We start from the raw sequence: 26,281 nt of genomic DNA, 5'->3' as shown, positions 1-26,281 counted from the left end.
CGACTTCAGGTCAGCGCCCAGCGCCGCAGCAGGTTGTGGTAGACGCCGGTGAGCCGCAGCAGGCGCGGATCGTCGGCGCGCACCGCGGGCGTCAGCGCCTGGATCGACTGGTCCAGGTCGAACAGCAGCGCGCGCGCGCCGTCGTCGCGCACCATGCTCTCGATCCAGAAGAAACTGGCCACTCGCGCGCCGCGCGTCACCGGCGTCACCCGGTGCAGGCTGCTCGACGGGTAGAGCACCAGATCGCCGGCGGGCAGCTTCACGCTCTGCACGCCGAAGGGTCCGTCGATCTCCAGTTCGCCCCCTTCGTATTCGTCGGGCTCGCACAGGAAAAGGGTGGCGGACAGGTCGCTGCGCACCGTCAGGTCGGTGCCCGGCACCTGCATCAGCGCGCTGTCGACATGCGTGCCGTAGGCGCCGCCGCCAGCGTAGCGGTTGAACTTCGGCGGGAAGATCCGGCGCGGCAGCGCCGCGGACACGAAGAGCGGATGCGCGCCCAGACGGCGCAGCACCTGCTTGCCCAGCGCGCTGGCCAGCGCCGATCCGTCCTCGAGCTGCAGGTTGCGCTTGACCGACTTCGCCAGCGTGCCCGCGGTCTGCGCGCCGTTTTGCCATTCGGCGGCGTCCAGGCGCTGCCTGAACTCTCGGACCTCGTCTGGAGGGAGCACGCCTTCGATCGGGATGAGCATGTGGTCTGGTCCGTCAGATGGGTGGATCGGGCTGGCCGCAGGCCCCTGGCGGGGCTAGTAGTCATGGAAGCGGTGGATCAGTCCGTCGTGGATGTCGGCGAGCGTCCGGCAGCCGGTGGCGGCCATGCAGAGCTCGAGCTCCTCGCGCAGCAGCCGGATCATGTGCGCCACGCCGAGCGCGCCGGCCACGGCCAGCGCATGGACCTGCAGCCGGCCCACCATCACCGCGTCGGCGCCCAGCGCGATCGCCTTGAAGGCGCCGGCGCCGCTGCGCACGCCGCCGTCGAGCAGCAGCGGGCAGCCGGGGCCGACCGCCTGGCGGATCGACGGCAGCACCGAGAGGCTGGCGGGAGCGCCGTCGATCGTGCGCCCGCCGTGATTGGAGACCACCAGGCCGGCTGCGCCGTGGTCGAGCGCGAGGCCGGCGTCCTCGGGATGCAGCACGCCCTTGACCAGCAGCGGCAGCGAGGTCTGCGCTGCCAGCCAGTCGAGATCCGCCCAGGTGGTGGCGTCGCGTGTCGCAGCCTGGAAGATGCGGCTCGCGCCGGGCAAGGGCGCGGGCGACTTGGGCGGAGTGGGCGGGTAGTCGGCCAGGTTCGCCGCCCGCAGGCCGGCCGGCATGCGGAAGCCGGCGCGCAGCGCGCGCAGGCTGGGCGCCTGGATCGCGGCGTCCAGCGTGACCACCAGTGCGGTGTAGCCGGCCGCCTCGGCGCGCCTGACCAGGTCGAGCGTGGCAGCGCGCTGCGGCTGGAAATAGAGCTGGAACCAGCGCTGCGGGCCGGCATGCGCGGCGACCTCCTCGAGGCTGGCCGAGGACAGCGTGCTGCAGGCCATGCACGCTTCGGCCGCGGCGGCGCCGCGGGCGGTCTCGATCTCTGCGCGCGGGTGCGCGAGCGCCTGGTACGCGACCGGGGCCAGCAGGATCGGGTGGGCGAGCTCCTGGCCGAGCAGGCTCAGGCGGGTTTGCGCCCCGCGCAGATCCGGCAGCAGGCGGGGAACGAGGCCGAGCCGCCCGAAGGCGGCCCGGTTGGCGGCGAGGGTGCGGTCCTCGCCGCTGCCGCCGTCGATGTACGCGAGCGTCGGGGCGTCGATCGCCCCGGCGGCCAGCCTCGAGTAGTCGGCTGCGCAGTGGATTCCGTCGGGGAGCCGGGCAGGCATCGGGTCAGAACTGGTAGTTCAGCGTCAGCCGCGCGTTGCGCGCATCCCCCTTGTAGAGGAAAGATCCCGACTGGTAGCCCGCCAGGTAATAGTCCCGGTCGGTCACGTTGCCGACGTTCAGGCGGGCGTCCAGGTTCCGGTTGAACCGGTAGCTCGCGAACAGGTTGAACACCGTGTAGGCCGGAATCGGCTGGCTGTAGTCGCCGTCGGCATTGAAGCCCGCGGCCGAGTCGGGCTGGCCCGCGTACTTCCTGCTCTCATGGCGCAGGTTGGCGCCAAAGGCGAAGCCCTCGGTGGCCTGGTACTTGAGCTGCAGGAAGGCGCTCTGGTCTGCGAAGTTGCTCAGCCGCCTGCCGACCGCATCCGGGTTGGCGGAGCGGGTCACCTTCGACTTCATCAGGGCGACGCCTGCCTGGGCGGTCAGCTTGTCGGTGATCTGCCCGACCAGGCCCAGCTCCAGGCCGCGCACCCGGTTGCGGCCGGTGTTCAGCGAACCGAGCGACCCGTAGCCGTCGCTGCCGACCGCCTGCTCCATCACGTCCGACTTGTCGATCTGGAAGAGCGCTGCGGTCGCCAGCAGGCGGCCGTCGAGAACGTTCCACTTGGTGCCCAGCTCGAAGCTGCGGGTGGTCTCGGGCTTGCTCGAGGCAATGGTCACGCCATTGGCCGGGTCGACGCAGATGCCGCCGTAGCCGCAACTGGTGCCGAGATCGGACTCGCCGCCGTTGATGTCGCTGGCGGTGGCGAAACTGGCGTAGACCTGCGCGTCCGGGCGGATCTTGTACGACAGGCCCAGGTGGCCGTTGGCCAGGCCGTCCGAGTACTCATAGCGGGTGGACTCGAAGGCGCTGTTCTGCGTGCGGGTGTCGAAGCTGAAGTGGTCATAGCGCAGGCCGCCGAACGCAGTCCAGCGGTCGCTCAGGTCGACGGTGTCCATCGCTGACACCGATACGGTGCGAACGTTCCAGTCGACGTCCCATCGGCCCTTGTCGATCTGCCGGTTCATGATCGTGCCGATGCCCGGCAGCAGCGCGCCCGAGGCATCGGTGATGCACCAGCCGGGAGATGCGCCGCCGCGACCGCCCACGAGGCAGTTCGAGCCCGAGTTGCTCACGTCGTAGATGCCGTTGAGCACCTTGTGGTCGGTGAATTCCAGGCCCAGGATGATTTCATGGCGCTTGCCGCCGATGCTCCGGTCCAGGAACAGGTTGGTCTGGTTGGCGATGTAGTCGACTTCCTGCCAGCCCTGGTGGGTGCTCAGCGAGATGGTGTCGTAGGCGCCGCCGGGGCCCGCCGCCGCGGTGGTCGACGCGCGCGCGCCGGTCGCCACGTAGCCGTTGACCGAGCGGCCGACTCGCGTGATGTTGGTCAGGCGCGTGTCGGCGGAGAACAGGTAGCGGATGCGGCCGGTCAGCGTGTCGACGTCCGAGCTGAGGAAGTCCTGCTCCTGCGCGTAGAGCGGCGGGTTCGACGCCGGCCGGCGATTGGGCAGCGAGCCGACCAGGAAGCCGCCGAGGTCGGGGTTGTCGCGCGCGCGCAGGCCGTAGTAGTCGACCACCACGGACAGCTTGTCGGTCGGCTTGAACAGGCCCGACAGCGCCAGGCCGCGGCGATCCCGGTCCGCCGGCCCGCGGCCCGGCACTTCCTCGTAGCCGTACAGGGCATTGACGCGCACCGCGGCCTTGTCGCTGAAGACCTTGTTGGCGTCGAGCGTCACGCGGGTATGGCGGTCGGTGCCAACGCCGGTGGACAGGCGGGTGTAGTCGAAGTCGGTGCTCGCCTGCTTGGTGATCGAGTTGATGGCGCCGCCCGAGGTGCCGCGGCCGGCGAAGCTGGAGTTCGGGCCCTTGGTGATCTCGACCTGCTCGGTGGCAAAGCTCTCGCGGATGGTCATGCCGGGGTCGCGCAGGCCGTCGACGAAGACGTCGCTGCGGGCCTCCTGGCCGCGGATGATGTAGCGGTCGCCGAACGCGTTGCCGTTCTCGCCGGTGCCCAGCGTGATGCCGGGCTGGGCGTCGAGGATCTCGCGCAGGTCGCTGAAGCCGGACTCCTCGATCTGGGGCCGGGTCAGCACGGTGATGTTCTGGGTGGTTTCGGCGATCGGACGGGTGTGGCGCTCGTCGCCCGAGTAGCGCGCCTTGTAGGGAACGCCGGGCTCGGCGTTCGGGTTGGGCTCGATGGCCTGCGCCTCGACATTGACCGGCGCCAGCGTGCGTGCCTTGTCGGACTCGTCGGCGGCAAGCGCCGCGGCCGGCATCAGCATCGCGGTCGACAGGCCGACCGCGAGTCCGGTCCTGACCGCCGGTGACGGCCTGCCCGCGGCAGCTGTCCTCAGGCTGATCGGCGCGCCCATCGGTCGAACCCGGTTCCCGGCCCGTTCGTTCATTTCAGCTCCTGGTGATCTTCGTTCTCTGTTGTCAGGGAGGGCGTGCCCGCGGTGCGCGCCGGCACGCCCCGTTCCGGTTATCCCGAAACGGAAACGAAGTGTAAATGCGAATGAGTCGCATACACAACCAAGAAAGAAGGCTGTTGCATTCCGGAAACCGGACGTGAAAAGGGGAGCCTCGCGGGCTCCCCTTCGGGCCGGTGTCAGGCGCGCTCAGGCGCCTGCGGCAGCCTTCAGTGCCGCCGCGCGGTCGGTGCGCTCCCAGGTGAACTCGGGTTCGTCGCGGCCGAAGTGCCCGTAGGCAGCGGTCTTGGAGTAGATCGGCCGCAGCAGGTCGAGCATCTGCACGATGCCCTTGGGGCGCAGGTCGAAGTGCTCCTGCACCAGCGCCGACAGTTTCTCGTCGCTGATCGTCCCGGTGCCGTCGGTGCTGACCATCACCGAGGTGGGGCGGGCCACGCCGATCGCGTAGGACACCTGCACCAGGCACTTCGTGGCCAGCCCGGCGGCGACGATGTTCTTCGCGACGTAGCGTGCCGCGTAGGCCGCCGAGCGGTCCACCTTGGACGGATCCTTGCCCGAGAACGCGCCGCCGCCGTGCGGCGCCGCGCCGCCGTAGGTGTCGACGATGATCTTGCGGCCCGTGAGGCCGCAATCGCCCTGCGGACCGCCGACCACGAAGCGGCCGGTGGGGTTGATCAGGTAGCGGATCTCGCCCGTCATCAGCTCCTTGGGCAGGACCGGCTTGACGATGTCCTCGATGACCGCCTCGCGCAGGGTCTCGTAGGCGATGTCCGGCGCGTGCTGGGTGGACAGCACCACGGTGTCGATCGAGTGCGGGCGGCCGTCGACGTAGCGAAGAGTGATCTGCGACTTGGCGTCCGGGCGCAGCCAGGGCAGGCGGCCATCCTTGCGCAGGTCGGCCTGGCGCTCGACCAGCCGGTGCGCGTAGTAGATGGCCGCGGGCATCAGCTCGGGGGTCTCGTCGCAGGCGTAGCCGAACATCAGGCCCTGGTCGCCGGCACCCTGTTCCAGGTCGAGGCCGCGGCCCTCGTCGACGCCCTGGGCGATGTCGTGGCTCTGCTTGTCGTAGGCCACGAGCACCGCGCAGCCCTTGTAGTCGATGCCGAACTCGGTGTTGTCGTAGCCGATGCGACGCAGGGTGTCGCGCGCGACCTGGATGTAATCGACGTTGGCGGCCGTGGTGATCTCGCCCGCGAGCACCACCAGACCGGTGTTGCACAAAGTCTCCGCGGCGACCCGCGAGAACTTGTCCTGTGCGAGGATTGCGTCGAGAATCGCGTCCGAAATCTGGTCGGACACCTTGTCCGGGTGACCTTCCGAGACCGATTCGGACGTGAAGAGATAATCGTTGGCCAAGTCACTTCTCCGTTCGATGATGAGGACACGCGGTGCGAACATCGCATCCGTCCGGCGCGGCCGTCTTCGGAGAAGCGGCGACGCTTTAGCGGAACTTTCATTTGCCCGAAAGCGCATGCCACGGGCTGCCGCCCCGCAAGTTGTCCATTAAACCGGCGGCGCAGGGATTATAAATCAGGGTCCGGCAAGGGGCCCTGCCTCCAACAAGAAGCTGCCACGATGCTCCGGTCGTTCCGACTCCTCGCCCGCCTGCCGCTGGGGCTGCTGCAGGCGCTGGGTGCAGGGCTTGGGCTGCTCGTCTACCTCGTCTCGCCCGCCTATCGGCGCAAGCTGCTGCGCAATCTGGAGATCGCCGGGCTGCCGCGCGAGCTGCGCTGGAGCTGCGCGCGGCACGCCGGGCGAATGGTCGGAGAACTGCCGTGGATCTGGTTCCGGCCGCGGGCGGCGCTGACGCGGCGGGTGCGCTGCGACGACCAGCCGGTGCTCGAGGCGGCCGAACGCGAGGGCCGCGGCGTGCTGTTCATGACTCCCCACCTGGGCGCGTTCGAGGTCGCCGCGCGCTGGTATGCCACCCGCGCACCGATCACCGTGCTGTTCAAGCCGCCCAGGCAGGCGGCACTGGCGCAGGTGCTGGCTGCTGCCCGCAACGCCGACGACATGCAGTCGGCGCCCACCACGCTTGCTGGCGTGCGCGCGCTGCTGCGCGCGTTGCGCCGTGGCGAGGCCGTCGGGCTGCTGCCCGACCAGGTGCCGGGCGAGGGCGAGGGGCAATGGGCGCCGTTCTTCGGCGCGCCCGCCTGGACGATGACCTTGCCGCTGCGGCTGGCCCAGGCCAGCGGCGCGGTGGTCGTGCTGGCGGTGGGCGAGCGGCTTGGCGCGGGCAAGGGCTGGCACATCCACTTCGAGCGGCTGGCCGGGGCGCCGACGCCCGAGGCGCTGAACGCAGCGATGGAGCGCTGCATCCTGCGCATCCCCGCGCAATACCTGTGGGGCTACAACCGCTACAAGCGTCCGCCCGGCGCGGGCGAGCCGCCCGGCGGGGCTGCGCCATGAGCGGCGAATGGCTGGTGCGCGCCGGGCTCGCGCTGCTGCGCCTGCTGGCGAAGCTGCCGTTCGGCGTGCTGCGCGGGATCGGCGTCCTGGCCGGCGACCTGATCTGGGTGCTGGCGCGGCCGCGCCGCCGGATCACGCTGACCAATCTGCGGCTGTGCTTTCCCGGCTGGACCGAGGTGCGCCGGCGCGCGGTGGCGCGCGCGCATTTTCGCGCCTACGCGCGCAGCTTCTTCGACCGCTTCGTGTTCTGGTTCGAGCCCGAGGAGCGCCTGCGTGCGCTGGTCGAGCTGCGCGGGCTGGAGCACTTCCAGCCCTGGCTGGGCAAGCCGGTGATCCTGCTGGCGCCGCATTTCGTCGGCCTGGACGCCGGAGGGATGCGCTATCAGGCCGATTTCCCGGGGGCGTCGATGTACGCCAACCAGAAGAGCCGCGTCCTCACCGAGGCGATGACCGCGGGGCGCAACCGCTTCGGCACGGCCCGTCTGCTGCTGCGCAACGACGGGATGCGCCCGGCGCTGCGGCTGATCCGGCAGGGCGTGCCTTTCTATTTCCTGCCCGACATGGATCTCGGGCCGCGCGACGCGGTGTTCGTGCCCTTCTTCGGAGTGCCGGCGGCCACCGTCACCTCGCTTGCGCGGCTCGCGAAGGCGACCGGCGCGGTCGTGATCCCGATCGTCACCAGGATGACCGATACCGGCTACGTGGCCAGTTTCCATCCCGCCTGGGAAGGCTATCCGGGCGAGGACCTCGAGCAGGCCACCCGGCGCATGAACGCCTTCATCGAGGAACGCGTGCTGGAGATGCCGGAGCAGTACCTGTGGAGCCACAAGCGCTTCAAGACCAGGCCGCCGGGCGAGCCCGGTTTCTACGATTGAATCGGTGATAATCCTTCGATGAAGCTCAGGTTCACCAAAATGCATGGCGCAGGCAACGACTTCGTCGTGATCGACGGCGTCCGCCAGCGCATCGATCTCGCTCCCGGTCAGTGGCGCGCGCTCGCCGACCGGCACTTCGGCGTCGGCGCGGACCAGCTGCTGCTGGTCGAGGCGGCCAGCCAGCCGGGGGTCGATTTCCGCTACCGGATCTTCAACGCCGACGGCGGCGAGGTGGAGCAGTGCGGCAACGGCGCCCGCTGCTTCGTGCGCTTCGTCGTCGACCAGGGCCTCACCGCCAGCCGCTCGATCCGCGTCGAGACGCTGTCCGGCGTGATCGAGCCCCGCCTCGAGGACGACGGACGGGTGACGGTGGACATGGGCGCGCCGGTCTTCGAGCCGCGGCTGGTCCCGTTCCGATCGCACACGATGAAGCCCTCGCAGGTCGGCGACGAGACCCTCTGGCCGCTGCCGGTGCATGACCGCACCTGCTGGGTGGCCGCGCTGTCGATGGGCAACCCGCACGCGGTGCAGCTGGTCGAGGATGTGGACGCCGCACCGGTGGCCGAGGACGGGCCCGCGATCGAGCATCACCCCGCCTTCCCGAACCGGGTGAACGCGGGCTTCATGCAGGTGCTGTCCTCGCACCGTATCCGGCTGCGTGTCTGGGAGCGCGGCGCGGGCGAGACCCTGGCCTGCGGCACCGGCGCGTGCGCCGCGGCGGTCTCCGGCATCCGGCGCGGGCTGCTGAGCTCGCCGGTGGACGTCGAGATGCGGGGCGGCGCGCTGACCATCGCCTGGGAGGCGGGCGGCACGGTGAGGATGACCGGCCCGGCCGTCCGGGTGTTCGAAGGCGAAATCGACCTGACCGACCTCCAATGACCGAAAGCACCCCCGCTCCCGACGAGGTGGCCCGCTACCTGCGCGATCACCCCGAGTTCTTCGCAGCCCATCCGGAGCTGCTGGTCTCGATGACCGTGCCGGATCCGCACGGCGGCCGCGCGATCTCCCTGCACGAGCGCCAGCTCGAGGTGCTTCGCGACCGGAATCGCGGGCTCGAGCACAAGCTCGCCGAGCTGGTGCGCATCGGCCAGGAGAACGACGCGATCACCGAGCGCCTGCAGAAGTGGACGCGCCAGCTGCTGCTGGCTGCCGAGGCCGAGCGGCTGCCGCAGGCGGTGGTCGACGGCATGCACACCGTGTTCTCGGTGCCGCACGTCGCGCTCAGGCTGTGGGGCGTGCGCGAGCGATTCCGCGGGCTGCCCTGTGCGGCGCCGGTGGAGGTGGACGTCATCACGCTCGCCAACAGCATGAAGCAGCCCTACTGCGGGCCGAATGCCGACTTCCAGGCCGCCACCTGGCTGCCGGAGGGCGGCGCCACCACGCGTTCGCTCGCACTGCTGGCATTGCGCAAGGGCGTCGATCCCAATGCCTTCGGGATGCTGGTGCTGGGCTCGGCCGATCCCGACCGCTACCAGATGAACATGGGCACCGCCTTCCTCGAGCGCATCAACGAGATCGCCAGCGCTGCGTTGTCGCGGCTGGTCGAGTAGGCGGGCGCGTTGGCGGCCGAGCCGGTGAAGCCGCGCATCGAGGCCTGGCTGCGCCGCCTGGCCACCGAGCGCGGCTACTCCCCGAAGACCATCGCCAGCTATCGCGGCGACCTCGCCGAGCTGCAGCGGGTTGCGGCGGACCGTCCCTGGTCCGAGCTCGACGAGGCCGACCTGCGCCGCTGGATCGCCGGCGCGATGCGCGCAGGTCTGGCGCCGCGCTCGATCGCACGGCGCCTTTCAGCCTGGCGCGGCTTCTTCGACGCACTTGCCGAAGCCGGCGAGGTTTCGTCGAACCCCGCGCGCGGCCTGCGCGCGCCAAAGGCCGGGCGGCGCCTGCCCAAGGCGCTGTCGCCCGACCAGGCGATGCGGCTGGTCGACGGCGCCGGAGGCGGCGCAGCGGCGGCAGACGGTGCAGCGGCAGCTGGCGCCGACGGCAAGTCCGCAGGCGCTGGCGAGGATCCGCCCTTCGAGGCGCTGCGCGACCAGGCGATGCTGGAGCTCTTCTATTCGTCCGGGCTGCGCCTGTCCGAACTCACCGGGCTGGATTTGCGCCACTTCGACGGCCCGCCGCACCGTTCCGCGGGCTGGCTGGACCTCGCCGAGGCCGAAGTCACGGTGACCGGCAAGGGCGGCAAGCGCCGCACCGTGCCGGTGGGCGCCGCTGCGATCGCAGCGCTGCAGGCCTGGATCGACGAGCGCGCGCGCTGGCTGGCGCTGCACCCCGCCGCCGACCCGCGTCCGCTGTTCCTGAGCGGGCGCGGCGCGCGCCTGGCGAACCGGACCGTGCAGGCCCGGCTGGCGCGACTGGCCCGTCGCAGAGGCGTGCCGGTGGGCGTCCATCCCCACGTGCTGCGCCATTCCTTCGCCAGCCACCTGCTGCAGTCCAGCGGCGACCTGCGCGCGGTGCAGGAGTTGCTGGGTCACGCCAGCATCGCCACCACTCAGGTCTACACCTCGCTCGATTTCCAGCGGCTCGCCAGCGTCTACGACACCGCGCATCCGCGGGCGCGCCGCCGATAGTTCCGGGCCTGCGGCCGCGGGCGGGAGATGCGGCGCGCGGCGGGCCGCTGCGTACAGGGATAGAATCCCGGCCTTCGACGGACGCGGACCCGCATCCTGGAGGCCAGACATGACGACCAAGCACGTGCCGGTGACCATCCTCACCGGCTTCCTGGGCAGCGGCAAGACCACGCTGCTCAACCGCATCCTCAAGGAAGATCACGGCCATCGCATCGCGGTGATCGAGAACGAGTTCGGCGAAGAGGGCGTCGACAACGACCTGCTGCTGCAGGAGCGCGAAGAGCAGATCGTCGAGATGAACAACGGCTGCATCTGCTGCACGGTGCGCGGCGACCTGGTGCGCATCCTTGGCGAGTTGAAGGAGCGACGCGATGCCGGCGAGATCTCCTTCGACCGGGTGATCATCGAGACCACCGGCCTGGCGGATCCCGGTCCGGTCGCGCAGACCTTCTTCCTCGACGACGAGATCGCCGACGCCTACCTGCTCGACGCGGTGATCACCGTGGTCGATGCGGCGCACGGCGAGCGCCAGCTGGACGAGCACCGCGAGGCCCAGGAGCAGGTGGGCTTCGCCGATCGCATCCTGATGTCGAAGGTCGACGTAGCGACTTCCGAGGCGCAGGAGCGGCTGCGCCACCGCCTGGCGCGGATCAACCCGCGCGCGCCGATCAGGCCGGTGCATTTCGGGCAGGCGGACATCGGCGAGATCCTCGACATCCGCGGCTTCAACCTGAACTCGGTGCTGGAGATCGATCCCGACTTCCTGAAGGACGACTCGCACGAGCATGACGACGCGGTCCAGTCCTTCGTGTTCCGCTCGAACAAGCCCTTCGACCCCACCAAGCTGGAGGATTTCCTCGGCGGTCTGATCCAGGTTTACGGGCAGGACATGTTGCGGTATAAAGGCGTGCTTTTCATGAAGGGCTCCGACCGCCAGACGGTCTTCCAGGGCGTGCACCAGATGATGGGCGCGGATGCCGGAAGACGCTGGAAAGCGGGCGAAAAGCCCTCCAGCAAGATGGTGTTCATCGGGCGCAACCTGCCCCGCGACATCTTCGTCAAGGGCCTGGAGCAGTGCCTGGCTTGAACGCCCGGCAGTGCGCGGGCCCTTTTGCGGCATCGTGGGCGAAACCGCGGACCGCGCCCGAACCGGTGCGCATCCCGGGTCGTCCTTGCAAGAGGTAGGACATGGCGGCAATCAAGGAAAAAAAAATCCCGACCGAGGCTGAACTGCTGAAGATGCCCGAGTCGGACTACATGAACGACGCGCAATTGGGGTTCTTCCGTGCGCGGCTCCAGCAGATGGAGCGAGAGTTGCTGCAGAACGCGGATGAGACCACCGAGCATCTGCGCGAGACGGTCATCGTCCCCGATCCGGCGGATCGCGCCACGATCGAGGAAGAGCACGCGCTCGAGCTGCGTACCCGTGATCGCGAGCGCAAGCTGATCAAGAAGGTCCAGCAGTCGCTGGCCCGCATCGAATCCGGCGACTACGGCTATTGCGAAGAGACGGGCGAGCCGATCGGAATTCCGCGCCTGCTCGCGCGTCCCACCGCCACGCTCTCACTCGAGGCGCAGCAGCGCCGCGAGCTTCGCCAGAAGCTCTACGGAGACTGATTCCCACGGCCTGGGACGAGCGGTCCCGGAGGGCCGACCGTCGGCCCGGCGCGGCCGCTCCCGGGCAAAAGGCCCGGTGCTACACTCGATCGACACTTTCGAGGAGTGGCAACAGGTGGTGTTTTCTCTGTTCGGCCGAAAGGACAAGTCCGATGCCCGCCGTACGCGCGGCGGGCTTCCCGTGCGGATTCCGGACAGCACCCTGAGGGGGCCGGCCACGGTGCCCAGCGTCGCTGCGCAGCGCGAGCTGGCCCGCCGCACCGCCGAGAAGATCGACCTCATCGAGTCCGAGATGATCGACGCACAATCGTCGCTCGTCCGGCCCACGGCGCCCGCGCCGCAGGCGCATGTCTCGATGCAGGCGCATGTCTCGATGCAGGGGCGTGTTTCGGCGCAGGCGCATGCTTCGGCGCAGGCGCACGGTTCGAGCCCATCGCTGTTCGCTTCGTCCCCGACGCATCCGCCGGCCGCGCCGATCTCGCAGCAACACGCCGCAGCAGCCGCGCCGTTGCGCGCCGCTGCGCAATCGCTGCCGAGGGCGCCAGCTCCCGCGTTCGCCTCTGCTCCTGCGCCGACGTCGGCTTCCGCTTCCGCCTCCCCCGCCGTTCGAACTCTCGATTCGCTCGAGTTCGACGGCGCCGTGCCGGCTGGCCCGGCGGCCGTCTCTGGCATCCAGGTGAGCGCTTCCACGCTGCCGTCGGATCTCGAGGAGGCGGCGATCCTCTACGCGAACGGACAGTCGCAGGCGGCGATTGCCACGCTGCGCGCCTCGATCGCGCGGGGCGGCCGCGACGCGCAGGCGCTGCAGGCGTGGCGCATGCTCTTCGACGTGCTGCAGGCGAGCGGCGCGCGTGCGGACTTCGAGGCGGTGGCGATCGAGTACGCCGCCCGTTTCGAGAAGTCGCCGCCGGCCTGGCAGGAGATGTCCGCGCAGGCGGCCGCGCCGAAGCGGGCCCAGGCCGCCTCTTCTGTGGCCTTCACGGGGCGGCTCGATGCTTCCATCCAGTCCCGGCTCGAGTCGGCGCAGCGGGCTGGCGCCGGGCGCCGTCCGGTCGCCTTCGACTTCGGCGCGGTGCGCGCGGTCGATGCGCAGGGGGCGGCGCTGGTGGTTTCGGCGATCGCCGCATTCGAGAAGGCCGGGCGCGAGCTTTCGGTCGCCGGGGCGGGCGCGCTGTTCAAGGCGGCCCGGGCTGCGATCGAGACCGGTCGCCGCGATCCGGGCGACGGCTGCTGGCAGCTCGCGATGCTCGGGCTGAGACTGATCGGCGACCGCCAGGCCTTCGAAGATCTCTCCATCGACTTCTGCGTCACCTACGAGGTGTCGCCGCCGCCGTGGGAGCCGCTGCCGGCCTGCATTCGTGCCGAGGCGGACGGCCCGGCGGCGCCGGCCAGGGCCCAGGAGCAACCGGCCGCTGCGCAAACGCATGCGCATGCCGACGCAGGCGGGTTCTCGCTGCTGGGCGAGATCGCCGGTCGAATGGCGGCCGAACTCGAGTCGCTTCGCGAGTGGGCCGGCGCGCGCACCGAGGTGCCGATCGATTGCCGCGGCCTGCGCAGGCTGGACTTCGTGGCGGCTGGCGAACTGCTCAACGAGGTGCTCACCCTGTGCAGCGCCGGCCGGCGGGTGATCATCGTGGAGCCGGGGGCGATGGTGGAGTCCCTGATGGTGGTGATGGGCATTCACGAGCTCGCCGACATCCGTCGGCGTAGAATCTGACTCCCTTTCCCCACTTGGCGCCGCGGCAATCGCGCGCGGCGCCCGCCTCCTCGTCATGGAACAGTTCCACGGCACCACCATCGTGTCGGTGCGCAGGGGTTCGTCGGTAGCACTGGGCGGCGACGGCCAGGTCACCCTCGGCTCCATCATCATCAAGCAGGGCGCGCGCAAGGTGCGCCGCCTGTACCACGACCGCGTCCTCGCCGGTTTCGCCGGCGGCACCGCCGACGCCTTCACGCTGTTCGAGCGCTTCGAGGCCAAGCTCGAGAAGCACTCCGGCCACATGCTGCGGGCAGCGGTCGAGCTCGCCAAGGACTGGCGAACCGACCGGATGCTGCGCCGGCTGGAGGCGATGCTCGCGGTGGCGGACCGTGAGCACTCGCTGATCCTCACCGGCAACGGCGACGTGCTCGAGCCCGAGGGCGGGCTGATCGCCATCGGCAGCGGCGGCGCCTACGCGCAGGCGGCAGCCAGCGCGCTGCTCGACAACACCACGCTCGATCCCGAGACCGTGGTCCGCAAGTCGCTGGCGATCGCCGGCGACATCTGCATCTACACCAACCAGAACCACACCGTCGAGACGCTGGGCTGATCGCGCGAGCGCGGCCCGGCGTCGCGGCCAGCATCGAAGGCACCGCGATGACCCAGATGACCCCCGAGGAAATCGTCTCGGAACTCGACAAGCACATCGTCGGCCAGTCGCGCGCCAAGCGCGCGGTGGCGATCGCGCTGCGCAACCGCTGGCGCCGCCAGCAGGTCGCAGATCCGCTCCGCCAGGAGATCACGCCAAAGAACATCCTGATGATCGGGCCCACCGGCGTGGGCAAGACCGAGATCGCGCGCCGGCTGGCGCGGCTCGCGAACGCGCCCTTCATCAAGGTCGAAGCGACCAAGTTCACCGAGGTCGGCTACGTCGGCCGGGACGTCGACACCATCATCCGCGACCTCGCCGAGTTCGCGGTCAAGCAGGTGCGCGAGCAGGCGATGCGCCGGGTCGACCAGCGCGCGCTGGATGCCGCCGAGGACCGCGTGCTCGATGCGCTGCTGCCCTCCGGCCGGCCGCAGGGCGGCTTCGGCTTCGGCGGGAGCGACGATGCAGCCGCACCGCGCGAGGGCGGCGGCGATTCGGCCGCACGCCAGAAGTTCCGCAAGCGGCTGCGCGAGGGCGAGCTCGACGACAAGGAGATCGAGATCGAGATCGCCCAGCCGATGCCGGCGATGGAACTGATGGGCCCGGCCGGCATGGAGGAGATGACTCAGCAGATCCAGTCGCTGTTTTCCGGGATGCAGGGCAAGCGGCGCGCGCGCAAGCTCAAGATCCGTGAGGCGATGAAGCTGCTGGCCGACGAGGAGGCCGCCAAGCTGGTCAACGAGGAAGAGGTCAAGGCCCAGGCGGTGCAGGCGGTGGAGCAGAACGGCATCGTCTTCATCGACGAGATCGACAAGGTGGCCAGCCGCTCCGACATGCAGGGCGCCGACGTCTCGCGCCAGGGCGTGCAGCGCGACCTGCTGCCGCTGGTCGAGGGCACCGCGGTGAACACCCGCTACGGCGTCATCCGCACCGACCACATCCTGTTCATCGCCTCGGGCGCCTTCCACCTGTCCAAGCCTTCGGACCTGATCCCCGAGCTGCAGGGCCGCCTGCCGATTCGCGTCGAGCTCGATTCGCTGTCGGCGCGCGACTTCGAGTCGATCCTGACCGACACCGACGCCAGCCTGGTCAAGCAGTACCAGGCGCTGCTGGAGACCGAGGGAGTCTCGCTGGACTTCACCACCGAGGGCGTGCAGCGGCTGGCCGAGATCGCTTTCTCGGTCAACGAGAACACCGAGAACATCGGTGCGCGCCGGTTGCACACGGTGATGGAACGGCTGCTGGAGGAGGTCTCCTTCGCTGCGGTCCGCCACGCGGGCGAGACGGTGCGCATCGACGCGGCCTTCGTCAACGCGCGGCTGGCCGACGTCGCGTCGCGCGAGGACCTGGCGCGCTACATCCTCTGAGAAGGAGCCGGACCGGCATGGACCAGGGCATCCTCGCGCCGACCATCGGCGACACCCTCGCAGCTGCGGCGCGCGCGCGGGGCGGCGCCACGGCCTACGTCGACGAGCAGGGCCGCAACGTGCCCTGGTCGGAGATCGACGCTGCGGCCGACCGGGTGGCCTGCGGCCTGCTCGCGCTGGGCTTCGGCAGGGGCGACCGCATCGGGCTGATCGCCCCCAATGGCATCGGCTGGCTGCAGGCCTTCTATGGCGCGGCCCGCATCGGGGTGGCGGTGGTGGCGCTGAGCGTGCGCTACCGCGACGCCGAAATCGAGTACATGCTCGCCGACAGCGGCGCGCGCGGGCTGATCGCGGTCGGGCAGGCCGAGGGCTTCGACCTGCTGGCGATGGCCGGCCGGATCGCGGCGGGGCTGCCGCGGCTGGCGCACCTGATCCCCTTCGAGCCAACCGCCGGCCATGCGGCGAGCCTGGCCTCGCTGCTGGACGCGCCGGTCGACGCAGCCGCGCTGGCGGCAGCCCGCGAGGCGGTGATGCCCGAGGACCTGGCGACCGTGATCTACACCTCCGGCACCACGGGCCGGCCCAAGGGCGCGGGGCTCACGCACGCCAGCATGCTGGCGTCTGCGGCGGCGCAGGCAGTGCACCAGCAGGCCTGCGCCGCCGACCTGCTGCAGCTTGCGCTGCCGTTGAACCACGTCGGCGGCATCACCTGCGGCGTGCTCACCAACCTGATCGGCGGCGGGGTCTGCGAACTGGTCCCGATGTTCAAGGCCGAGCTGATGCTCGAGCTGATCGCCCGGCGTCCGCCGACCATCCTCACCGGCGTGCCGACGATGCTCACGCTGTTCATCGCGAACCCGGCCTGGGCCACGGTGAACCTGGACTCCGTGCGGCTGATCGTCACCGGCGGCTCCAACGTCGAGAGCGGGCTGCTCGCCCAGCTGCGCCAGCGGATGCCGCAGGCGCAGATCATGAACCTGTACGGGCTGTCCGAGTCGTCCGGCGCGCTGGTGATGACGCCGCCGGGCTGCGACGAGGCGCGGCTGATGAGCTCGATCGGCCGGCCGCTGGCGGGCGCCGCGCTGCGCGTGGTGACCCGCGAGGGCCGCGAGGCGGCGGTGGGCGAGGTGGGCGAGCTCTGGTTCCGCGGCCTGGGCGTGGTGCCCGGCTACATCGGCGCGGCCGCGGCCTCGGATGCCTTCGACGCCGACGGCTGGCTGCACACCGGCGACCTGGGCGAAGTGGACGCCGACGGCTACATCCGTCTGCGGGGCCGCGCGAAGGACATGTACATCCAGGGCGGCTTCAACGTCTACCCGGCGGAGATCGAGGACTTCATCGGCCGCCATCCGAAGGTGCTGATGGTGGCCGGCATCGGCGTGCCGGACCGCGTGCTGGGCGAAGTGGGCCGCTACTACGTGGTGCCCAGGCCGGGCAGCGGGCTCACCGCGCAGGAGATCCTGGATCACTGCCGCGGCAAGCTGGCCGACTACAAGGTGCCGCGCCAGGTGGTGCTGCGCGACGAGCTGCCACTGACGCCGGCCGGCAAGATCCGCAAGGCCGAGCTGCGCGAGGAGCGCGGCTGAGCGCTGGATCGGGTCGCGACCCGGACTCTCCCGGGGCCGGCGCTGCGCCGACGCAGGCGCCCGGCCGTGGCCAGCGCGCCCGGCGCGCCCGGCGCGCCCGGCGCGCAATCAAGGCGCGACGTTGTACGACTCCAGCTCGTAGCCGTCGCCGCGCCGCACCAGGGTGCTGATGCTGGAATAGTCGACCGGGGTGGCGCCGAAGCCGGTCATCGGCTCACTGCGCAGCAGCCGGCGCAGCGTCTGGATGACCCCGACGTGCGTGACCAGCACCACCTCGGCATCCGGGTCCGCGTCGCGCGGCAGGTGCTCGTCGGCGAAGGACAGCAGGCGGCTGGCGAGGTCCTGCAGCGATTCGCCCCCGGGCGGCCGGTGGTTGGCGATGTCCGCACGCCAGGCGTCGATCTCATGCCGGGGGAGTTGCGCCCAGGGCCGGCCTTCCCATTGGCCGAAGTGGACCTCGGCGATGCGCTCGTCATGGCGCACCTGCGGCCAGACGTCGCCGGCCAGCGCGCCGGCCAGCAGCGCGCAGCGCTGCAGCGGGCTGCTGAAGACGGCGGCAGGCGGCGGATGCGCGCCGGACAGCCAGCGCTCGCGCAGCCTGCGGACGCTTTCCTCCAGGTGGGCACGCTGGGGAGCGACGTCCAGCCGGCCGTAGCAGGTGCCTTCGGGGACGTCCGGCCTAGGATGCCGGATCAGCAAGAGTTTCATCGGCGATCGACAGGGTTGCGAGAATTCCGAGATGGAAGCCGAGTTCGGCCAGCTGCTGGACGGCGCCGAGCGCGCGCTCGTCGCGCGGCAGGCGCCTCGGCGCAAGCGTCCGGCGCACCAGGAGGGCGGCCGCGAGCGACAGGCCGGCGGCCGTGCCGAACCCTTCCAGGTTGCCGGTCCACAGGGCCGCGGCGATCACCGGGACCAGGCCCAGCGCCAGGGCGATCGCGCCGTCGGGCGCGCGCGGCCCGGGGGCCCGGGGTCCGTCGATGGCGATCGCGTCGCCCAGCACGAAGACCGCGCAGCCGCGCGAGAAGACGGCGGCGGTGACCAGCGTGACTGCGATCCAGCTCGGGTCGATCGACGACAGTGATTCGAATCGTCCCAGCACCACCAGCAGCAGGCCGGTCGCGCCTGCCGCCGTGAAGCTGCCGTCGGTGCGGGTTCGCGCGGCGAGGTCCTCGCACCAGGCGGCAAGCCCGCGCTCGTGGATCGCCCCGGTGAGCAGCGTCAGCACGCCGAAGGCGACCAGCAGCGAGGCCTCGTGCGGCAGCCAGAGACCGGCAATCGCATAGGCCACCGCCGCCGGCAGGGCCACCGCCGCGCCGGCGAGCGGGAGGTAGCGCAGGCTTCGGGCGCGGGCCTCGGCGGCGTCGCTGCCATGCGCGATGGCGGCCGCGGGCAGGCGCGTCCACGCGGCGAGTGCGAGGGCGAGCAGCCTGAGCTGGAGGCTCAGCACGGCGCTTCGGGTCCGGGGGGAGGCAAGGGGGCGGTCATCGCGGCCTGCTGCGTGGCATCAAGGCAGGCGGGCTGCCGGGGCTGTCGTAGAATGCCGCGAATCTTAGCCGATCGGCCCGGGAACACCTCATGAGCGAACAGCAGACCTCCGTCACGCGCAAGGCCGAGATCCTTGCCGAGGCGCTTCCCTACATCCGCCGCTTTCATGGCCGCACCATCGTCATCAAGTACGGCGGCAACGCGATGACCGACGAGAATCTCAAGAAGAGCTTCGCGCACGACGTGGTGCTGCTCAAGCTGGTCGGCATGAACCCGGTGGTGGTGCATGGCGGCGGTCCGCAGATCGAGCAGCTGCTGGCCAAGGTCGGCAAGAAGGGCGAGTTCATCCAGGGCATGCGCGTCACCGACGAGGAAACCATGTCCATCGTCGAGATGGTGCTCGCGGGCCAGGTGAACAAGGAGATCGTCGAGCTGATCAACACCGCCGGCGGCAAGGCGGTGGGCCTCACCGGCCAGGACGGCGGGCTGATCCGGGCGCGCAAGATGCTGCTTGCCGACAAGGACCGGCCGGGCGAGCAGATCGACATTGGCCAGGTCGGGGAGATCGCCTCGCTCGATCCTTCCGTGATCCAGACGCTGACCGCCAACGGCTTCATCCCGGTGATCGCGCCGATCGGCTCCGGCGACAGCGGCGAGACCTACAACATCAACGCCGACCTGGTCGCCGGCAAGGTGGCCGAGGTGCTGCGCGCCGAGAAGCTGGTGCTGCTGACGAACACGCCGGGCGTGCTCGACGAGGCGGGCAAGCTGCTCACCGGCCTGACCGCCAAGCGCATCGACGAACTGTTCGCCGACGGCACCATCTCCGGCGGCATGCTGCCGAAGATCTCGTCGGCGCTCGACGCTGCGCGCGGCGGCGTCAACTCGGTGCACATCGTCGACGGCCGCGTCGACCACTGCCTGCTTCTCGAGATCATGACCGACTCCGGCGTCGGCACGATGATCAGCTCCCATTGAGCGCTGCGCGGCCGGTGCGGCGCGGCCCGAGCTCGGCCTCCCGCGCGCGGCCGCAGGCGCGGGGCCGGCAGCCCGTCTGGCTGCTCGACCTCGACAACACGCTGCACGATGCGATGCCGCACGTGTTCCCGCGCATCAGTACCGCGATGACGGATTACGTCTCGCGCCACCTGGGGCTGCCGCGGGAACAGGCCAGCGCGCTGCGGGTCCACTACTGGCAGCGCTACGGCGCCACCATGCTGGGGCTGATCCGGCACCATGGCGTCGACCCGCACCACTTCCTGCGCGAGACCCACCCCTTCCCGGACCTGCACGCGATCGTCTCGCGCGACCATGGGCTGCGCGATGCGCTGCGCCGGCTGCCGGGACGCAAGATCGTCGTCACCAATGCGCCGGGCGCCTATGCGGCCGCGGTGCTGCGGCGGCTGGGCGTGTCCGCCCAGGTCGAAGGCGTGATCGCGATCGAGTCGATGCGCTTCGGCGGCCGCTATTTCCCGAAGCCTTCGCGCAGCATGCTCGCGCGCATCGTCGCGCGGCTGCGGGTGCCGGCTTCCCGCTGCATCCTGGTCGAGGACTCGGTCGCCAACCTCGCCAGCGCGCGCGCCTGCCGGCTGCGCACCGTGCTGGTGACCGGTCTGTCCCACCGCGCGCATGGGCCGCACGGACGGCCGCGCGCCGGCGCCGGCCGGCGCATCGACGTGCAGGTGCCGTCGGCCTGGCTGCTGGCGCGCGTCGTCCACCGTCTCCAGCGATGAGGCCTGCCATGACTGCCGACGAATTCCTGTTCCTCGACGCCTGCGCGCTGTCCGGCGCGATCCGAGGCCGCCAGGTGTCGTGCCGCGAAGTGATGCAGGCGACGCTGGCGCGGATCGACCGGCTCAATCCCCGCTTCAATGCCATCGTCTCGCTGCAACCCGCCGAGAGCCTGCTCGCGCAGGCCGACGAGCGCGACGCGCAGCTCGCCCGCGGCGAGTGGCTGGGCTGGATGCACGGTTTCCCGCAGGCGGTGAAGGACCTGGCGAACACGCGCGGCATCCGCACCACGCTGGGCTCGCCGCTGCTGCAGGATTTCGTGCCGCGGGAGGATGCGCTCATCGTCGAGCGCGCCAGGCGTGTCGGCGCCATCGTGATCGGCAAGACAAACGTGCCCGAGTTCGGCCTGGGCTCGCAGACCTACAACAGCGTGTTCGGCGCCACCGCCAACGCCTGGGACCCCTCCATGTGCGCCGGCGGCTCCAGCGGCGGCGCCGCAGTGGCGCTCGCCCTGCGCATGCTGCCGGTGGCCGACGGCAGCGACATGGGCGGATCGCTGCGCAACCCGGCCGCGTACAACAACGTGTTCGGACTGCGGCCCTCGGCCGGCCGCGTGCCCAAGTACCCGGCGGTCGAGAGCTTCATCGAGCAGCTCGGCACCGAAGGACCGATGGCCCGCAGCGTTGCCGACCTCGCGATGCTGCTGTCGGTGCAGGCGGGCCACGACCCGCGCGCGCCGCTGTCGCTGGCCGAGGATCCGGCGGTCTTCGCCGGGCCGCTGGCGCGCGACTGCCGCGGCCTGCGCGTCGGCTGGCTGGGCGATCTCGGCGGTCACCTGCCCTTCGATCCGGGCGTGCTCGAGCTCTGCGGCGAGGGGCTGCGCGCGCTCGAGGCCGTGGGCTGCGTGGTCGAAGAAACCCCGCTGGGCTTCGCGCCAGAGCGGCTGTGGGCGATGTGGCTCACGCTGCGCAGCTGCCTGGTGAGCGGCGCCCGGCAGGCTGACCATGCCGACCCGGCACGGCGTGCGCGGATGAAGCCCGAGGCGGTGTGGGAGGTGGAGAACGGCCTGAAGACCTCGGCGCTGGACGTCTACCGCGCATCGGTCGAGCGCACCGCCTGGTACCGCCATGCGCTCGGGCTCTTCGAGCGCTTCGACTTCCTCGCGCTGCCTGCCGCGCAGGTTTTCCCTTTCGACCTCGCCAGCCACTGGCCACGCGAAGTGGGCGGGCGCACGATGGACACCTACCATCGCTGGATGGAGGTGGTGATCGGCCCCACGCTGGCCGGGTTGCCGGCGATCAGCGTGCCGGTGGGCTTCGATGCGCGCGGGTTGCCGATGGGGATGCAGCTGATCGGCCGGCCGCGCGGGGACCTCGAGGTGCTGCAGCTCGCGCATGCCTATGAGCAGGCGGCGCCGTGGGCGCGGCAGGCACCGGCGGCGGCCCGCGGCTGATCGCCGAATCTTCGTGCCGGTCTGAAGCGTCCACGCACTGTTCAAGGAACTCGATGACCCTGCCGATCGTCATCAGGCTCGATCCCGCGGATCCGCTGCATGCCCAGGCCATGCTCGTGCTGCTCGACGAGTACGCAGCCGGCCCGACCGGCCGCGGCTACGGGCTTGAGCCGCAGGCGCGCGAGCGCCTTCCAGCGATGCTCGCCGCGCAGCCGCACTATTGGGGCTGTCTCGCATTCGTCGACGGCGAGCCGGCCGGCTTCGCCAACTGCTTCGAAACCGTGTCCACCTTCCGCGCCAGACCGCTGCTCAACATCCACGACATCGCGGTGAGCCCGCGCTTCCAGCGTCGCGGCGTGGGCGCCGCGCTGCTGGCGGCCATCGAGGCGGCGGCGCGCGAACGCGGCTGCTGCAAGCTGACGCTGGAGGTGCTCGAGGGCAACCACGGCGCGCGACGCGTCTACGAGCGCGCGGGCTTCGCGGGCTTTGCGCTGGATCCACGGATGGGGCGGGCGGCGTTCATGGAAAAGATGCTGGCCTGATCGCCGCGCGTCCGGCCCGCCGGATGCGACGGTTCGGGCCGCGACCCGGGGACTGCAATCCGCGACATCACCGGGCCGGCGCCCGGGACCCGCACACCCCGCACTCCGGAGACCGCCCCACCGCGATCCGCTCGAAACGCATCCGCCGCGCGTCGATCATCAGCAGCTGGCCGGTCATCGGCACACCGAATTCGCCGGCGATCTTCAGCGCCTCGGCCGCCTGCATGGTGCCGACCATCCCGGTCAGCGGAGCGAACACGCCCATCGTCGCGCACTGCGCCTCCTCCACCGCCTGGTCCTCGGGGAACACGCACTGGTAGCAGGGAGAAGCCGGGTCGCGGGGATCGAACACCGTCAGCTGGCCTTCGAAGCGCAGCGCCGAGCCGGACACCAGCGGCACGCCCTCGGCGAAGCATGCGCGGTTCACCGCGTGGCGGGTGGCGAAGTTGTCGGTGCAGTCGAGCACCACGTCGGCCTCGCGGACCGCGTCGGCAAGCGCGGTCCCTTCCAGACGGGCCTGCAGCGGCACCACCTCCACCCGCGGATTGACCTCGGCGAGCGCGCGCCGGGCGGACTCCACCTTGGGCAGGCCGATGCCGGCCTCGCGGTGAAGCACCTGGCGCTGCAGGTTGGTGAGGTCCACGGTGTCGGCGTCTGCGATCAGCAGGCGGCCGACCCCGGCCGACGCCAGGTACAGCGCCGCGGGGCAGCCGAGGCCGCCCGCGCCCACCACCAGCACCGAGCACGCCAGCAGCCGCTCCTGGGCCTCGATGCCCATCTCGTCCAGCAGCAGGTGACGGCTGTAGCGCAGGAGTTGGTGGTCGTCCATCGAGATAGGCGGTCGGGCGGCTGGCACCGCGACCCCGGACAGGGCAGCATCGGAGGGCAAGCACCATAGCACGCAGTTGCTTGCTGGTGGCAGGCGATAGGTTGCGCGCAACTTTTGACAGAATTTCCAGTCCGAACCAGGCCTTGCAGGAGGGCAAGATGGCCCGCGCTCCGGTGAACGACGGTTTGAACAAGTCCCAGCGCTATCGCCAGCGCAGGGCGATGCAGGGCATGAAGCTGTTGCGGCTCTGGGTTCCGGATCCAGCCGCCCCCGGCTTCGCCGAGGAGTTGCGTCGGCAGGTTTCGCTGCTGCGTGGCGCGCCCGAAGAACGCGAGGCGCTCGACTTCATCGAGGCCAATGCAGATACAGCAGGCTGGCGTTGAGGCGCGGTGACCTGGTCACGGTCGCGGTCGCGGTCCAAGGGGATTACGGCAAGCCGAGGCCTGCGGTCGTCGTCCAGTCGGATTGGCTCGCCGACACCGAGAGCACGCTCTTGTGCCTCGTCACCAGCGAGGTTCGGAATGCGCCGCTGATCCGGCTCACGCTGGAGCCCTCGGCTTCGAACGGCCTCTTGCGGCGATCCCAGGTGATGGTCGACAAGATCGTCGCAGTGCGGCGCGACCGCTGTTCGCCGCGCATCGGGCGCCTCGCAGACGATGAACTGATCTCGCTCGATCGGATGCTGGCGCTGGTGCTCGGACTGATCGATTGGCGCTGGCGCTGGTGCGCCGCGCGCCCGAAAGACAACGGGCCGGCATCGCCGGCCCGTTGACCCTGCGCCGAGGCGCCTTACTTCGCCTTGCCGTTGGCCTCCGGCCTGGCGCCCGCGCCGCTGGCGGTGGCCTTGGCGGCCTCCGCATCGGCGGTTTCGTCCTTGGCCTTGGCCACCATCACCGGCTTGCCCTTCAGGTGGTTCATCGCCTGCTGGAGCTGGTAGTCGTCGGTGGAGCCGAACTCGATCGGCTTGCGGTCCTTGAGCCGGTCCGCGTTGGCATCGGGGGCGGTTGCCTTCGGGACGTTCGGGGCCGCCTCGGACTCCTTCGGGTTCGACAGGTGGCGGTTCAGGTCCGCCTCGCGCAGCCGGAAGGAGCCGCTGATGTCGCCCTCGGGCGTTTCCTCGACGAGGAAGTCAGGCGTGATCCCCTTGGCCTGGATGGAGCGGCCGTTGGGCGTGTAGTAGCGTGCCGTGGTGAGCTTGATCGCGGTGTTGTTGGTGAGCGGGAGGATGGACTGCACCGAACCCTTGCCGAAGGTCTGGGTGCCGAGGATCACCGCCCGCTTGTGGTCCTGGAGTGCGCCGGCGACGATCTCGGAGGCCGAGGCCGAGCCGCCGTTGACCAGCACCGTCATCGGCACGGTCTTCACCGCCACCGGCAGCTTCTGGAGGAAGTCGTCGCGGGTGCCGCGCAGGTAATCCTCCGGCGAGCTGAGGAACTTGCGTTTTGCGTCCTCGGTTCGGCCATCGGTGCTGGTCACCACAACCTTGCCTGGCAGGAAGGCGGCGGACACGCCGACCGCGCCATGCAGCAGGCCGCCCGGATCGTTGCGCAGGTCGAGCACCAGTCCCTTGAGGCTGCCCTCCTTGTAGAGGTCGCCGACATGCCTGACCAGATTCTCGACGGTGTGCTCCTGGAACTGCGTGATGCGCACGTAGCCGTAGCCGGGCTCGAGCATCTTCGACTTCACCGACTGCACGCGGATGACGTCGCGCACGATCTGGATGACCAGCGGCCGCGCCTCGCCCTTGCGAGAGACGGTCAGCACGATCTTGCTGCGCGGTTTGCCCCGCATCAGCTTGACCGCGTCGTTCAGGGCCATCCCCTTGGTGGGTTTCTCGTCGATCTTGATGATGAGGTCGCCGGCCTTGATGCCTGCGCGAGCCGCGGGGGTGTCCTCGATCGGCGAGACCACCTTGATGAAGCCGTCCTCCATGCCGACCTCGATGCCGAGGCCGCCGAACTCGCCCTGCGTGCCCACCTGGAGCTCGCGGAACGCGTCCGCGTCAAGGTAGGCCGAGTGGGGGTCGAGGCCGGAGAGCATGCCGCTGATCGCCTCGGTGATCAGCTTCTTGTCCTCCACCGGCTCGACGTAGTTCGCCTTGATGGCTCCGAAGACGTCGGAGAACTGCCTGAGCTCCTCGAGCGGAAGAGGCACGCGCGCATCGCGCTGGGCGACGGCGCTCAGGCCGATGCTGACCAGCACGCCTGCGACGGCGCCGATGGAGACCAGACCGAATTGCTTGAGCCTGCCGTTCATGGAACTACCTGCCGTGGAGGGCGGATGCCCTGTCGAGTCCGGGCGCCCGCGGGCGCGGGCGCCGCGCCTCCCATATGCATGGGATTGCGTACAGCCAGTATAAACAACAGCGGCAGGCCGCGGGGGCGGGCCTCGAAGGCTAGTGTTTCGCCTTGCCCTGGGCGGCGACCGCGGCCATCGCGGCTTCGATCTCGGCCTGGTCGCCGAGGTAGTAGCGGCGGATCGGCCGGAGGTCGTCGTCAAGCTCATAGACCAGCGGCCGGGCCGTCGGGATGTTCAGGTTGACGATCTCGTCCTCGCCCATGTCGTCCAGGTATTTCACCAGGGCCCGCAGGGAGTTGCCGTGGGCGGCGATCAGCACGCGCCTGCCGCTGCGGATCGCCGGGGCGATCTCGTCGTTCCAGTACGGCATCACCCGGGCGACGGTGTCCTTCAGGCACTCGGTGCGCGGGATCTGGTCAGCGGGGACGTCGGCGTAGCGCGGGTCGCCGTCGGATTGACGCGGGTCGCCGGCCGGCAGCGGCTGCGGCGCGATCGCGTAGGCGCGGCGCCAGACCAGCACCTGCTCGTCGCCGTACTCGGCAGCTGTCTCGGCCTTGTTCAGGCCCTGCAGCGCGCCGTAGTGGCGCTCGTTCAGGCGCCACGAGTGCACGACCGGCAGCCACATCCGGTCCATCTCGTCGAGCGCGGTCCAGAGGGTGCGGATCGCGCGCTTGAGCACCGAGGTGTAGGCGACGTCGAAATCGTAGCCCTCGGCCTTCAGCAACTGGCCGGCGCGGCGCGCCTCGGCGAGGCCGTTCGGGGTGAGGTCGACGTCGGTCCAGCCGGTGAACCGGTTTTCGAGGTTCCACTGGCTTTCGCCATGGCGCAGCAGTACGAGTCGGTGGGTCATCGTCGCGAGCAGGAAGGGGGCAGGCCGCTATTCTATAATCCGGCGGTCCGAAGGCGGATTTCCC

Annotated in this window: 26 protein-coding genes; 17 read left to right on the top strand and 9 right to left on the bottom strand. The window is 70.3% G+C overall.

The window, feature by feature from the left end; genetic code table 11:
* Window positions 1-5: 5 nt before the first annotated feature.
* The 4 genes from HNQ70_RS16005 to metK all read right to left on the bottom strand — a co-directional run bounded on the left by HNQ70_RS16005 (window position 6) and on the right by metK (window position 5,613).
* Window positions 6-689 (bottom strand): Fe2+-dependent dioxygenase, encoded by a 684-nt coding sequence (locus HNQ70_RS16005; protein ID WP_183969541.1) that lies wholly within the window; start codon window positions 687-689, stop codon window positions 6-8.
* A gap of 54 nt (window positions 690-743) precedes the next feature.
* Window positions 744-1,847: an alpha-hydroxy acid oxidase gene (locus HNQ70_RS16000; RefSeq protein WP_183969539.1), complete on the bottom strand. Its 1,104-nt coding sequence runs from the start codon at window positions 1,845-1,847 to the stop codon at window positions 744-746.
* A 4-nt stretch (window positions 1,848-1,851) separates the two neighbouring features.
* Window positions 1,852-4,233 (bottom strand): TonB-dependent receptor, encoded by a 2,382-nt coding sequence (locus HNQ70_RS15995; RefSeq protein WP_246435007.1) that lies wholly within the window; start codon window positions 4,231-4,233, stop codon window positions 1,852-1,854.
* Window positions 4,234-4,446: 213 nt separating this feature from the next.
* Complete coding sequence (gene metK, locus HNQ70_RS15990) at window positions 4,447-5,613, bottom strand: methionine adenosyltransferase (protein WP_221302844.1); 1,167 nt, start codon at window positions 5,611-5,613, stop codon at window positions 4,447-4,449.
* Window positions 5,614-5,832: 219 nt separating this feature from the next.
* On the opposite strand from metK, the gene HNQ70_RS15985 reads away from it, so the two are divergent.
* From HNQ70_RS15985 to HNQ70_RS15935, 11 genes are all read left to right on the top strand, one after another.
* Entirely contained in the window at window positions 5,833-6,666 is an 834-nt protein-coding gene (locus HNQ70_RS15985; protein ID WP_183969535.1) for a lysophospholipid acyltransferase family protein, read from the top strand.
* Window positions 6,663-7,541 (top strand): lysophospholipid acyltransferase family protein, encoded by an 879-nt coding sequence (locus HNQ70_RS15980; protein WP_183969533.1) that lies wholly within the window; start codon window positions 6,663-6,665, stop codon window positions 7,539-7,541. Before HNQ70_RS15985 ends, HNQ70_RS15980 begins: the two co-directional genes overlap by 4 nt.
* 18 nt (window positions 7,542-7,559) lie before the next feature.
* Window positions 7,560-8,420 (top strand): diaminopimelate epimerase, encoded by an 861-nt coding sequence (dapF, locus tag HNQ70_RS15975; RefSeq protein WP_183969531.1) that lies wholly within the window; start codon window positions 7,560-7,562, stop codon window positions 8,418-8,420.
* The gene (locus tag HNQ70_RS15970) at window positions 8,417-9,091 is read left to right on the top strand and encodes a DUF484 family protein (protein WP_183969529.1); all 675 of its coding nucleotides are present in this window, start codon (window positions 8,417-8,419) and stop codon (window positions 9,089-9,091) included. Before dapF ends, HNQ70_RS15970 begins: the two co-directional genes overlap by 4 nt.
* A gap of 24 nt (window positions 9,092-9,115) precedes the next feature.
* Entirely contained in the window at window positions 9,116-10,111 is a 996-nt protein-coding gene (locus tag HNQ70_RS15965) for a tyrosine recombinase XerC (RefSeq protein ID WP_343060807.1), read from the top strand.
* Window positions 10,112-10,220: 109 nt separating this feature from the next.
* Window positions 10,221-11,198, top strand: a complete 978-nt coding sequence (locus HNQ70_RS15960; RefSeq protein ID WP_183969525.1) for a CobW family GTP-binding protein — start codon at window positions 10,221-10,223, stop codon at window positions 11,196-11,198.
* A gap of 101 nt (window positions 11,199-11,299) precedes the next feature.
* On the top strand, window positions 11,300-11,728 hold the full coding sequence (gene dksA, locus HNQ70_RS15955) for an RNA polymerase-binding protein DksA (protein ID WP_221302843.1): 429 nt from the start codon (window positions 11,300-11,302) through the stop codon (window positions 11,726-11,728).
* 76 nt (window positions 11,729-11,804) lie between these two features.
* The gene (locus HNQ70_RS15950) at window positions 11,805-13,445 is read left to right on the top strand and encodes an STAS domain-containing protein (protein WP_183969523.1); all 1,641 of its coding nucleotides are present in this window, start codon (window positions 11,805-11,807) and stop codon (window positions 13,443-13,445) included.
* 55 nt (window positions 13,446-13,500) lie between these two features.
* Window positions 13,501-14,037, top strand: coding sequence for an ATP-dependent protease subunit HslV (hslV, locus tag HNQ70_RS15945; protein ID WP_183969521.1), 537 nt, complete (start codon window positions 13,501-13,503; stop codon window positions 14,035-14,037).
* 47 nt (window positions 14,038-14,084) lie between these two features.
* The gene (gene hslU / locus HNQ70_RS15940) at window positions 14,085-15,443 is read left to right on the top strand and encodes an ATP-dependent protease ATPase subunit HslU (protein WP_183969519.1); all 1,359 of its coding nucleotides are present in this window, start codon (window positions 14,085-14,087) and stop codon (window positions 15,441-15,443) included.
* A 17-nt stretch (window positions 15,444-15,460) separates the two neighbouring features.
* The gene (locus HNQ70_RS15935) at window positions 15,461-17,029 is read left to right on the top strand and encodes a class I adenylate-forming enzyme family protein (RefSeq protein ID WP_183969517.1); all 1,569 of its coding nucleotides are present in this window, start codon (window positions 15,461-15,463) and stop codon (window positions 17,027-17,029) included.
* Window positions 17,030-17,137: 108 nt separating this feature from the next.
* Here HNQ70_RS15935 and HNQ70_RS15930 read toward each other — a convergent pair whose 3' ends face one another.
* The gene (locus tag HNQ70_RS15930; protein WP_183969515.1) at window positions 17,138-17,737 is read right to left on the bottom strand and encodes a histidine phosphatase family protein; all 600 of its coding nucleotides are present in this window, start codon (window positions 17,735-17,737) and stop codon (window positions 17,138-17,140) included.
* The gene (locus HNQ70_RS15925; protein ID WP_183969513.1) at window positions 17,709-18,476 is read right to left on the bottom strand and encodes an adenosylcobinamide-GDP ribazoletransferase; all 768 of its coding nucleotides are present in this window, start codon (window positions 18,474-18,476) and stop codon (window positions 17,709-17,711) included. Before HNQ70_RS15925 ends, HNQ70_RS15930 begins: the two co-directional genes overlap by 29 nt.
* A gap of 128 nt (window positions 18,477-18,604) precedes the next feature.
* Here HNQ70_RS15925 and argB point away from each other — a divergent pair, with 128 nt between their 5' ends.
* From argB to HNQ70_RS15905, 4 genes are read left to right on the top strand one after another with little or no spacing between them, the layout of a single operon-like run.
* Complete coding sequence (argB, locus tag HNQ70_RS15920; RefSeq protein WP_183969511.1) at window positions 18,605-19,492, top strand: acetylglutamate kinase; 888 nt, start codon at window positions 18,605-18,607, stop codon at window positions 19,490-19,492.
* On the top strand, window positions 19,489-20,247 hold the full coding sequence (locus tag HNQ70_RS15915) for a pyrimidine 5'-nucleotidase (protein ID WP_246435006.1): 759 nt from the start codon (window positions 19,489-19,491) through the stop codon (window positions 20,245-20,247). Before argB ends, HNQ70_RS15915 begins: the two co-directional genes overlap by 4 nt.
* A gap of 8 nt (window positions 20,248-20,255) precedes the next feature.
* On the top strand, window positions 20,256-21,698 hold the full coding sequence (locus tag HNQ70_RS15910; RefSeq protein ID WP_221302842.1) for an amidase: 1,443 nt from the start codon (window positions 20,256-20,258) through the stop codon (window positions 21,696-21,698).
* 53 nt (window positions 21,699-21,751) lie between these two features.
* Window positions 21,752-22,240, top strand: coding sequence for a GNAT family N-acetyltransferase (locus tag HNQ70_RS15905; protein WP_183969507.1), 489 nt, complete (start codon window positions 21,752-21,754; stop codon window positions 22,238-22,240).
* Between the two features lie 67 nt (window positions 22,241-22,307).
* On the opposite strand, the gene HNQ70_RS15900 is transcribed toward HNQ70_RS15905, so the two are convergent.
* Entirely contained in the window at window positions 22,308-23,069 is a 762-nt protein-coding gene (locus tag HNQ70_RS15900; RefSeq protein ID WP_183969505.1) for a HesA/MoeB/ThiF family protein, read from the bottom strand.
* A 158-nt stretch (window positions 23,070-23,227) separates the two neighbouring features.
* Here HNQ70_RS15900 and HNQ70_RS15895 point away from each other — a divergent pair, with 158 nt between their 5' ends.
* Together HNQ70_RS15895 and HNQ70_RS15890 are read left to right on the top strand one after the other, a co-directional pair.
* Window positions 23,228-23,452, top strand: a complete 225-nt coding sequence (locus HNQ70_RS15895; protein WP_183969503.1) for an antitoxin MazE family protein — start codon at window positions 23,228-23,230, stop codon at window positions 23,450-23,452.
* Complete coding sequence (locus HNQ70_RS15890; protein WP_183969501.1) at window positions 23,449-23,841, top strand: type II toxin-antitoxin system PemK/MazF family toxin; 393 nt, start codon at window positions 23,449-23,451, stop codon at window positions 23,839-23,841. Before HNQ70_RS15895 ends, HNQ70_RS15890 begins: the two co-directional genes overlap by 4 nt.
* A gap of 17 nt (window positions 23,842-23,858) precedes the next feature.
* Here HNQ70_RS15890 and HNQ70_RS15885 read toward each other — a convergent pair whose 3' ends face one another.
* Both HNQ70_RS15885 and gpmA read right to left on the bottom strand, forming a co-directional pair.
* The gene (locus HNQ70_RS15885) at window positions 23,859-25,325 is read right to left on the bottom strand and encodes a S41 family peptidase (protein ID WP_183969499.1); all 1,467 of its coding nucleotides are present in this window, start codon (window positions 25,323-25,325) and stop codon (window positions 23,859-23,861) included.
* Window positions 25,326-25,464: 139 nt separating this feature from the next.
* Window positions 25,465-26,217 carry a 2,3-diphosphoglycerate-dependent phosphoglycerate mutase gene (gpmA, locus tag HNQ70_RS15880; protein ID WP_183969497.1) on the bottom strand — a complete coding sequence of 251 codons (753 nt, stop codon included), beginning with the start codon at window positions 26,215-26,217 and terminating at the stop codon, window positions 25,465-25,467.
* Window positions 26,218-26,281 lie beyond the last annotated feature (64 nt).

The sequence above is a fragment of the Quisquiliibacterium transsilvanicum genome (genome assembly GCF_014202215.1).
GTDB classification, from domain to species: domain Bacteria; phylum Pseudomonadota; class Gammaproteobacteria; order Burkholderiales; family Burkholderiaceae_E; genus Quisquiliibacterium; species Quisquiliibacterium transsilvanicum.
Note: the sequence above shows the minus strand (reverse complement) of the source record. Positions and strands in the feature narration are given on the sequence as shown.

Bases quoted from the DNA above. Each gene is read 5' to 3' on its own strand.
- argB (WP_183969511.1), top strand. From the start codon at position 18,605: ATGAGCGAACAGCAGACCTCCGTCACGCGCAAGGCCGAGATCCTTGCC.
- HNQ70_RS15960 (WP_183969525.1), top strand. From the start codon at position 10,221: ATGACGACCAAGCACGTGCCGGTGACCATCCTCACCGGCTTCCTGGGC.
- HNQ70_RS15900 (WP_183969505.1), bottom strand. From the start codon at position 23,069: ATGGACGACCACCAACTCCTGCGCTACAGCCGTCACCTGCTGCTGGAC.
- HNQ70_RS15995 (WP_246435007.1), bottom strand. From the start codon at position 4,233: ATGAACGAACGGGCCGGGAACCGGGTTCGACCGATGGGCGCGCCGATC.
- hslV (WP_183969521.1), top strand. From the start codon at position 13,501: ATGGAACAGTTCCACGGCACCACCATCGTGTCGGTGCGCAGGGGTTCG.
- HNQ70_RS16000 (WP_183969539.1), bottom strand. From the start codon at position 1,847: ATGCCTGCCCGGCTCCCCGACGGAATCCACTGCGCAGCCGACTACTCG.
- HNQ70_RS15885 (WP_183969499.1), bottom strand. From the start codon at position 25,325: ATGAACGGCAGGCTCAAGCAATTCGGTCTGGTCTCCATCGGCGCCGTC.
- gpmA (WP_183969497.1), bottom strand. From the start codon at position 26,217: ATGACCCACCGACTCGTACTGCTGCGCCATGGCGAAAGCCAGTGGAAC.
- HNQ70_RS15910 (WP_221302842.1), top strand. From the start codon at position 20,256: ATGACTGCCGACGAATTCCTGTTCCTCGACGCCTGCGCGCTGTCCGGC.
- HNQ70_RS16005 (WP_183969541.1), bottom strand. From the start codon at position 689: ATGCTCATCCCGATCGAAGGCGTGCTCCCTCCAGACGAGGTCCGAGAG.
- dksA (WP_221302843.1), top strand. From the start codon at position 11,300: ATGGCGGCAATCAAGGAAAAAAAAATCCCGACCGAGGCTGAACTGCTG.
- HNQ70_RS15980 (WP_183969533.1), top strand. From the start codon at position 6,663: ATGAGCGGCGAATGGCTGGTGCGCGCCGGGCTCGCGCTGCTGCGCCTG.
- dapF (WP_183969531.1), top strand. From the start codon at position 7,560: ATGAAGCTCAGGTTCACCAAAATGCATGGCGCAGGCAACGACTTCGTC.
- HNQ70_RS15895 (WP_183969503.1), top strand. From the start codon at position 23,228: ATGGCCCGCGCTCCGGTGAACGACGGTTTGAACAAGTCCCAGCGCTAT.
- hslU (WP_183969519.1), top strand. From the start codon at position 14,085: ATGACCCAGATGACCCCCGAGGAAATCGTCTCGGAACTCGACAAGCAC.
- HNQ70_RS15905 (WP_183969507.1), top strand. From the start codon at position 21,752: ATGACCCTGCCGATCGTCATCAGGCTCGATCCCGCGGATCCGCTGCAT.
- HNQ70_RS15930 (WP_183969515.1), bottom strand. From the start codon at position 17,737: ATGAAACTCTTGCTGATCCGGCATCCTAGGCCGGACGTCCCCGAAGGC.
- HNQ70_RS15970 (WP_183969529.1), top strand. From the start codon at position 8,417: ATGACCGAAAGCACCCCCGCTCCCGACGAGGTGGCCCGCTACCTGCGC.
- HNQ70_RS15985 (WP_183969535.1), top strand. From the start codon at position 5,833: ATGCTCCGGTCGTTCCGACTCCTCGCCCGCCTGCCGCTGGGGCTGCTG.
- HNQ70_RS15935 (WP_183969517.1), top strand. From the start codon at position 15,461: ATGGACCAGGGCATCCTCGCGCCGACCATCGGCGACACCCTCGCAGCT.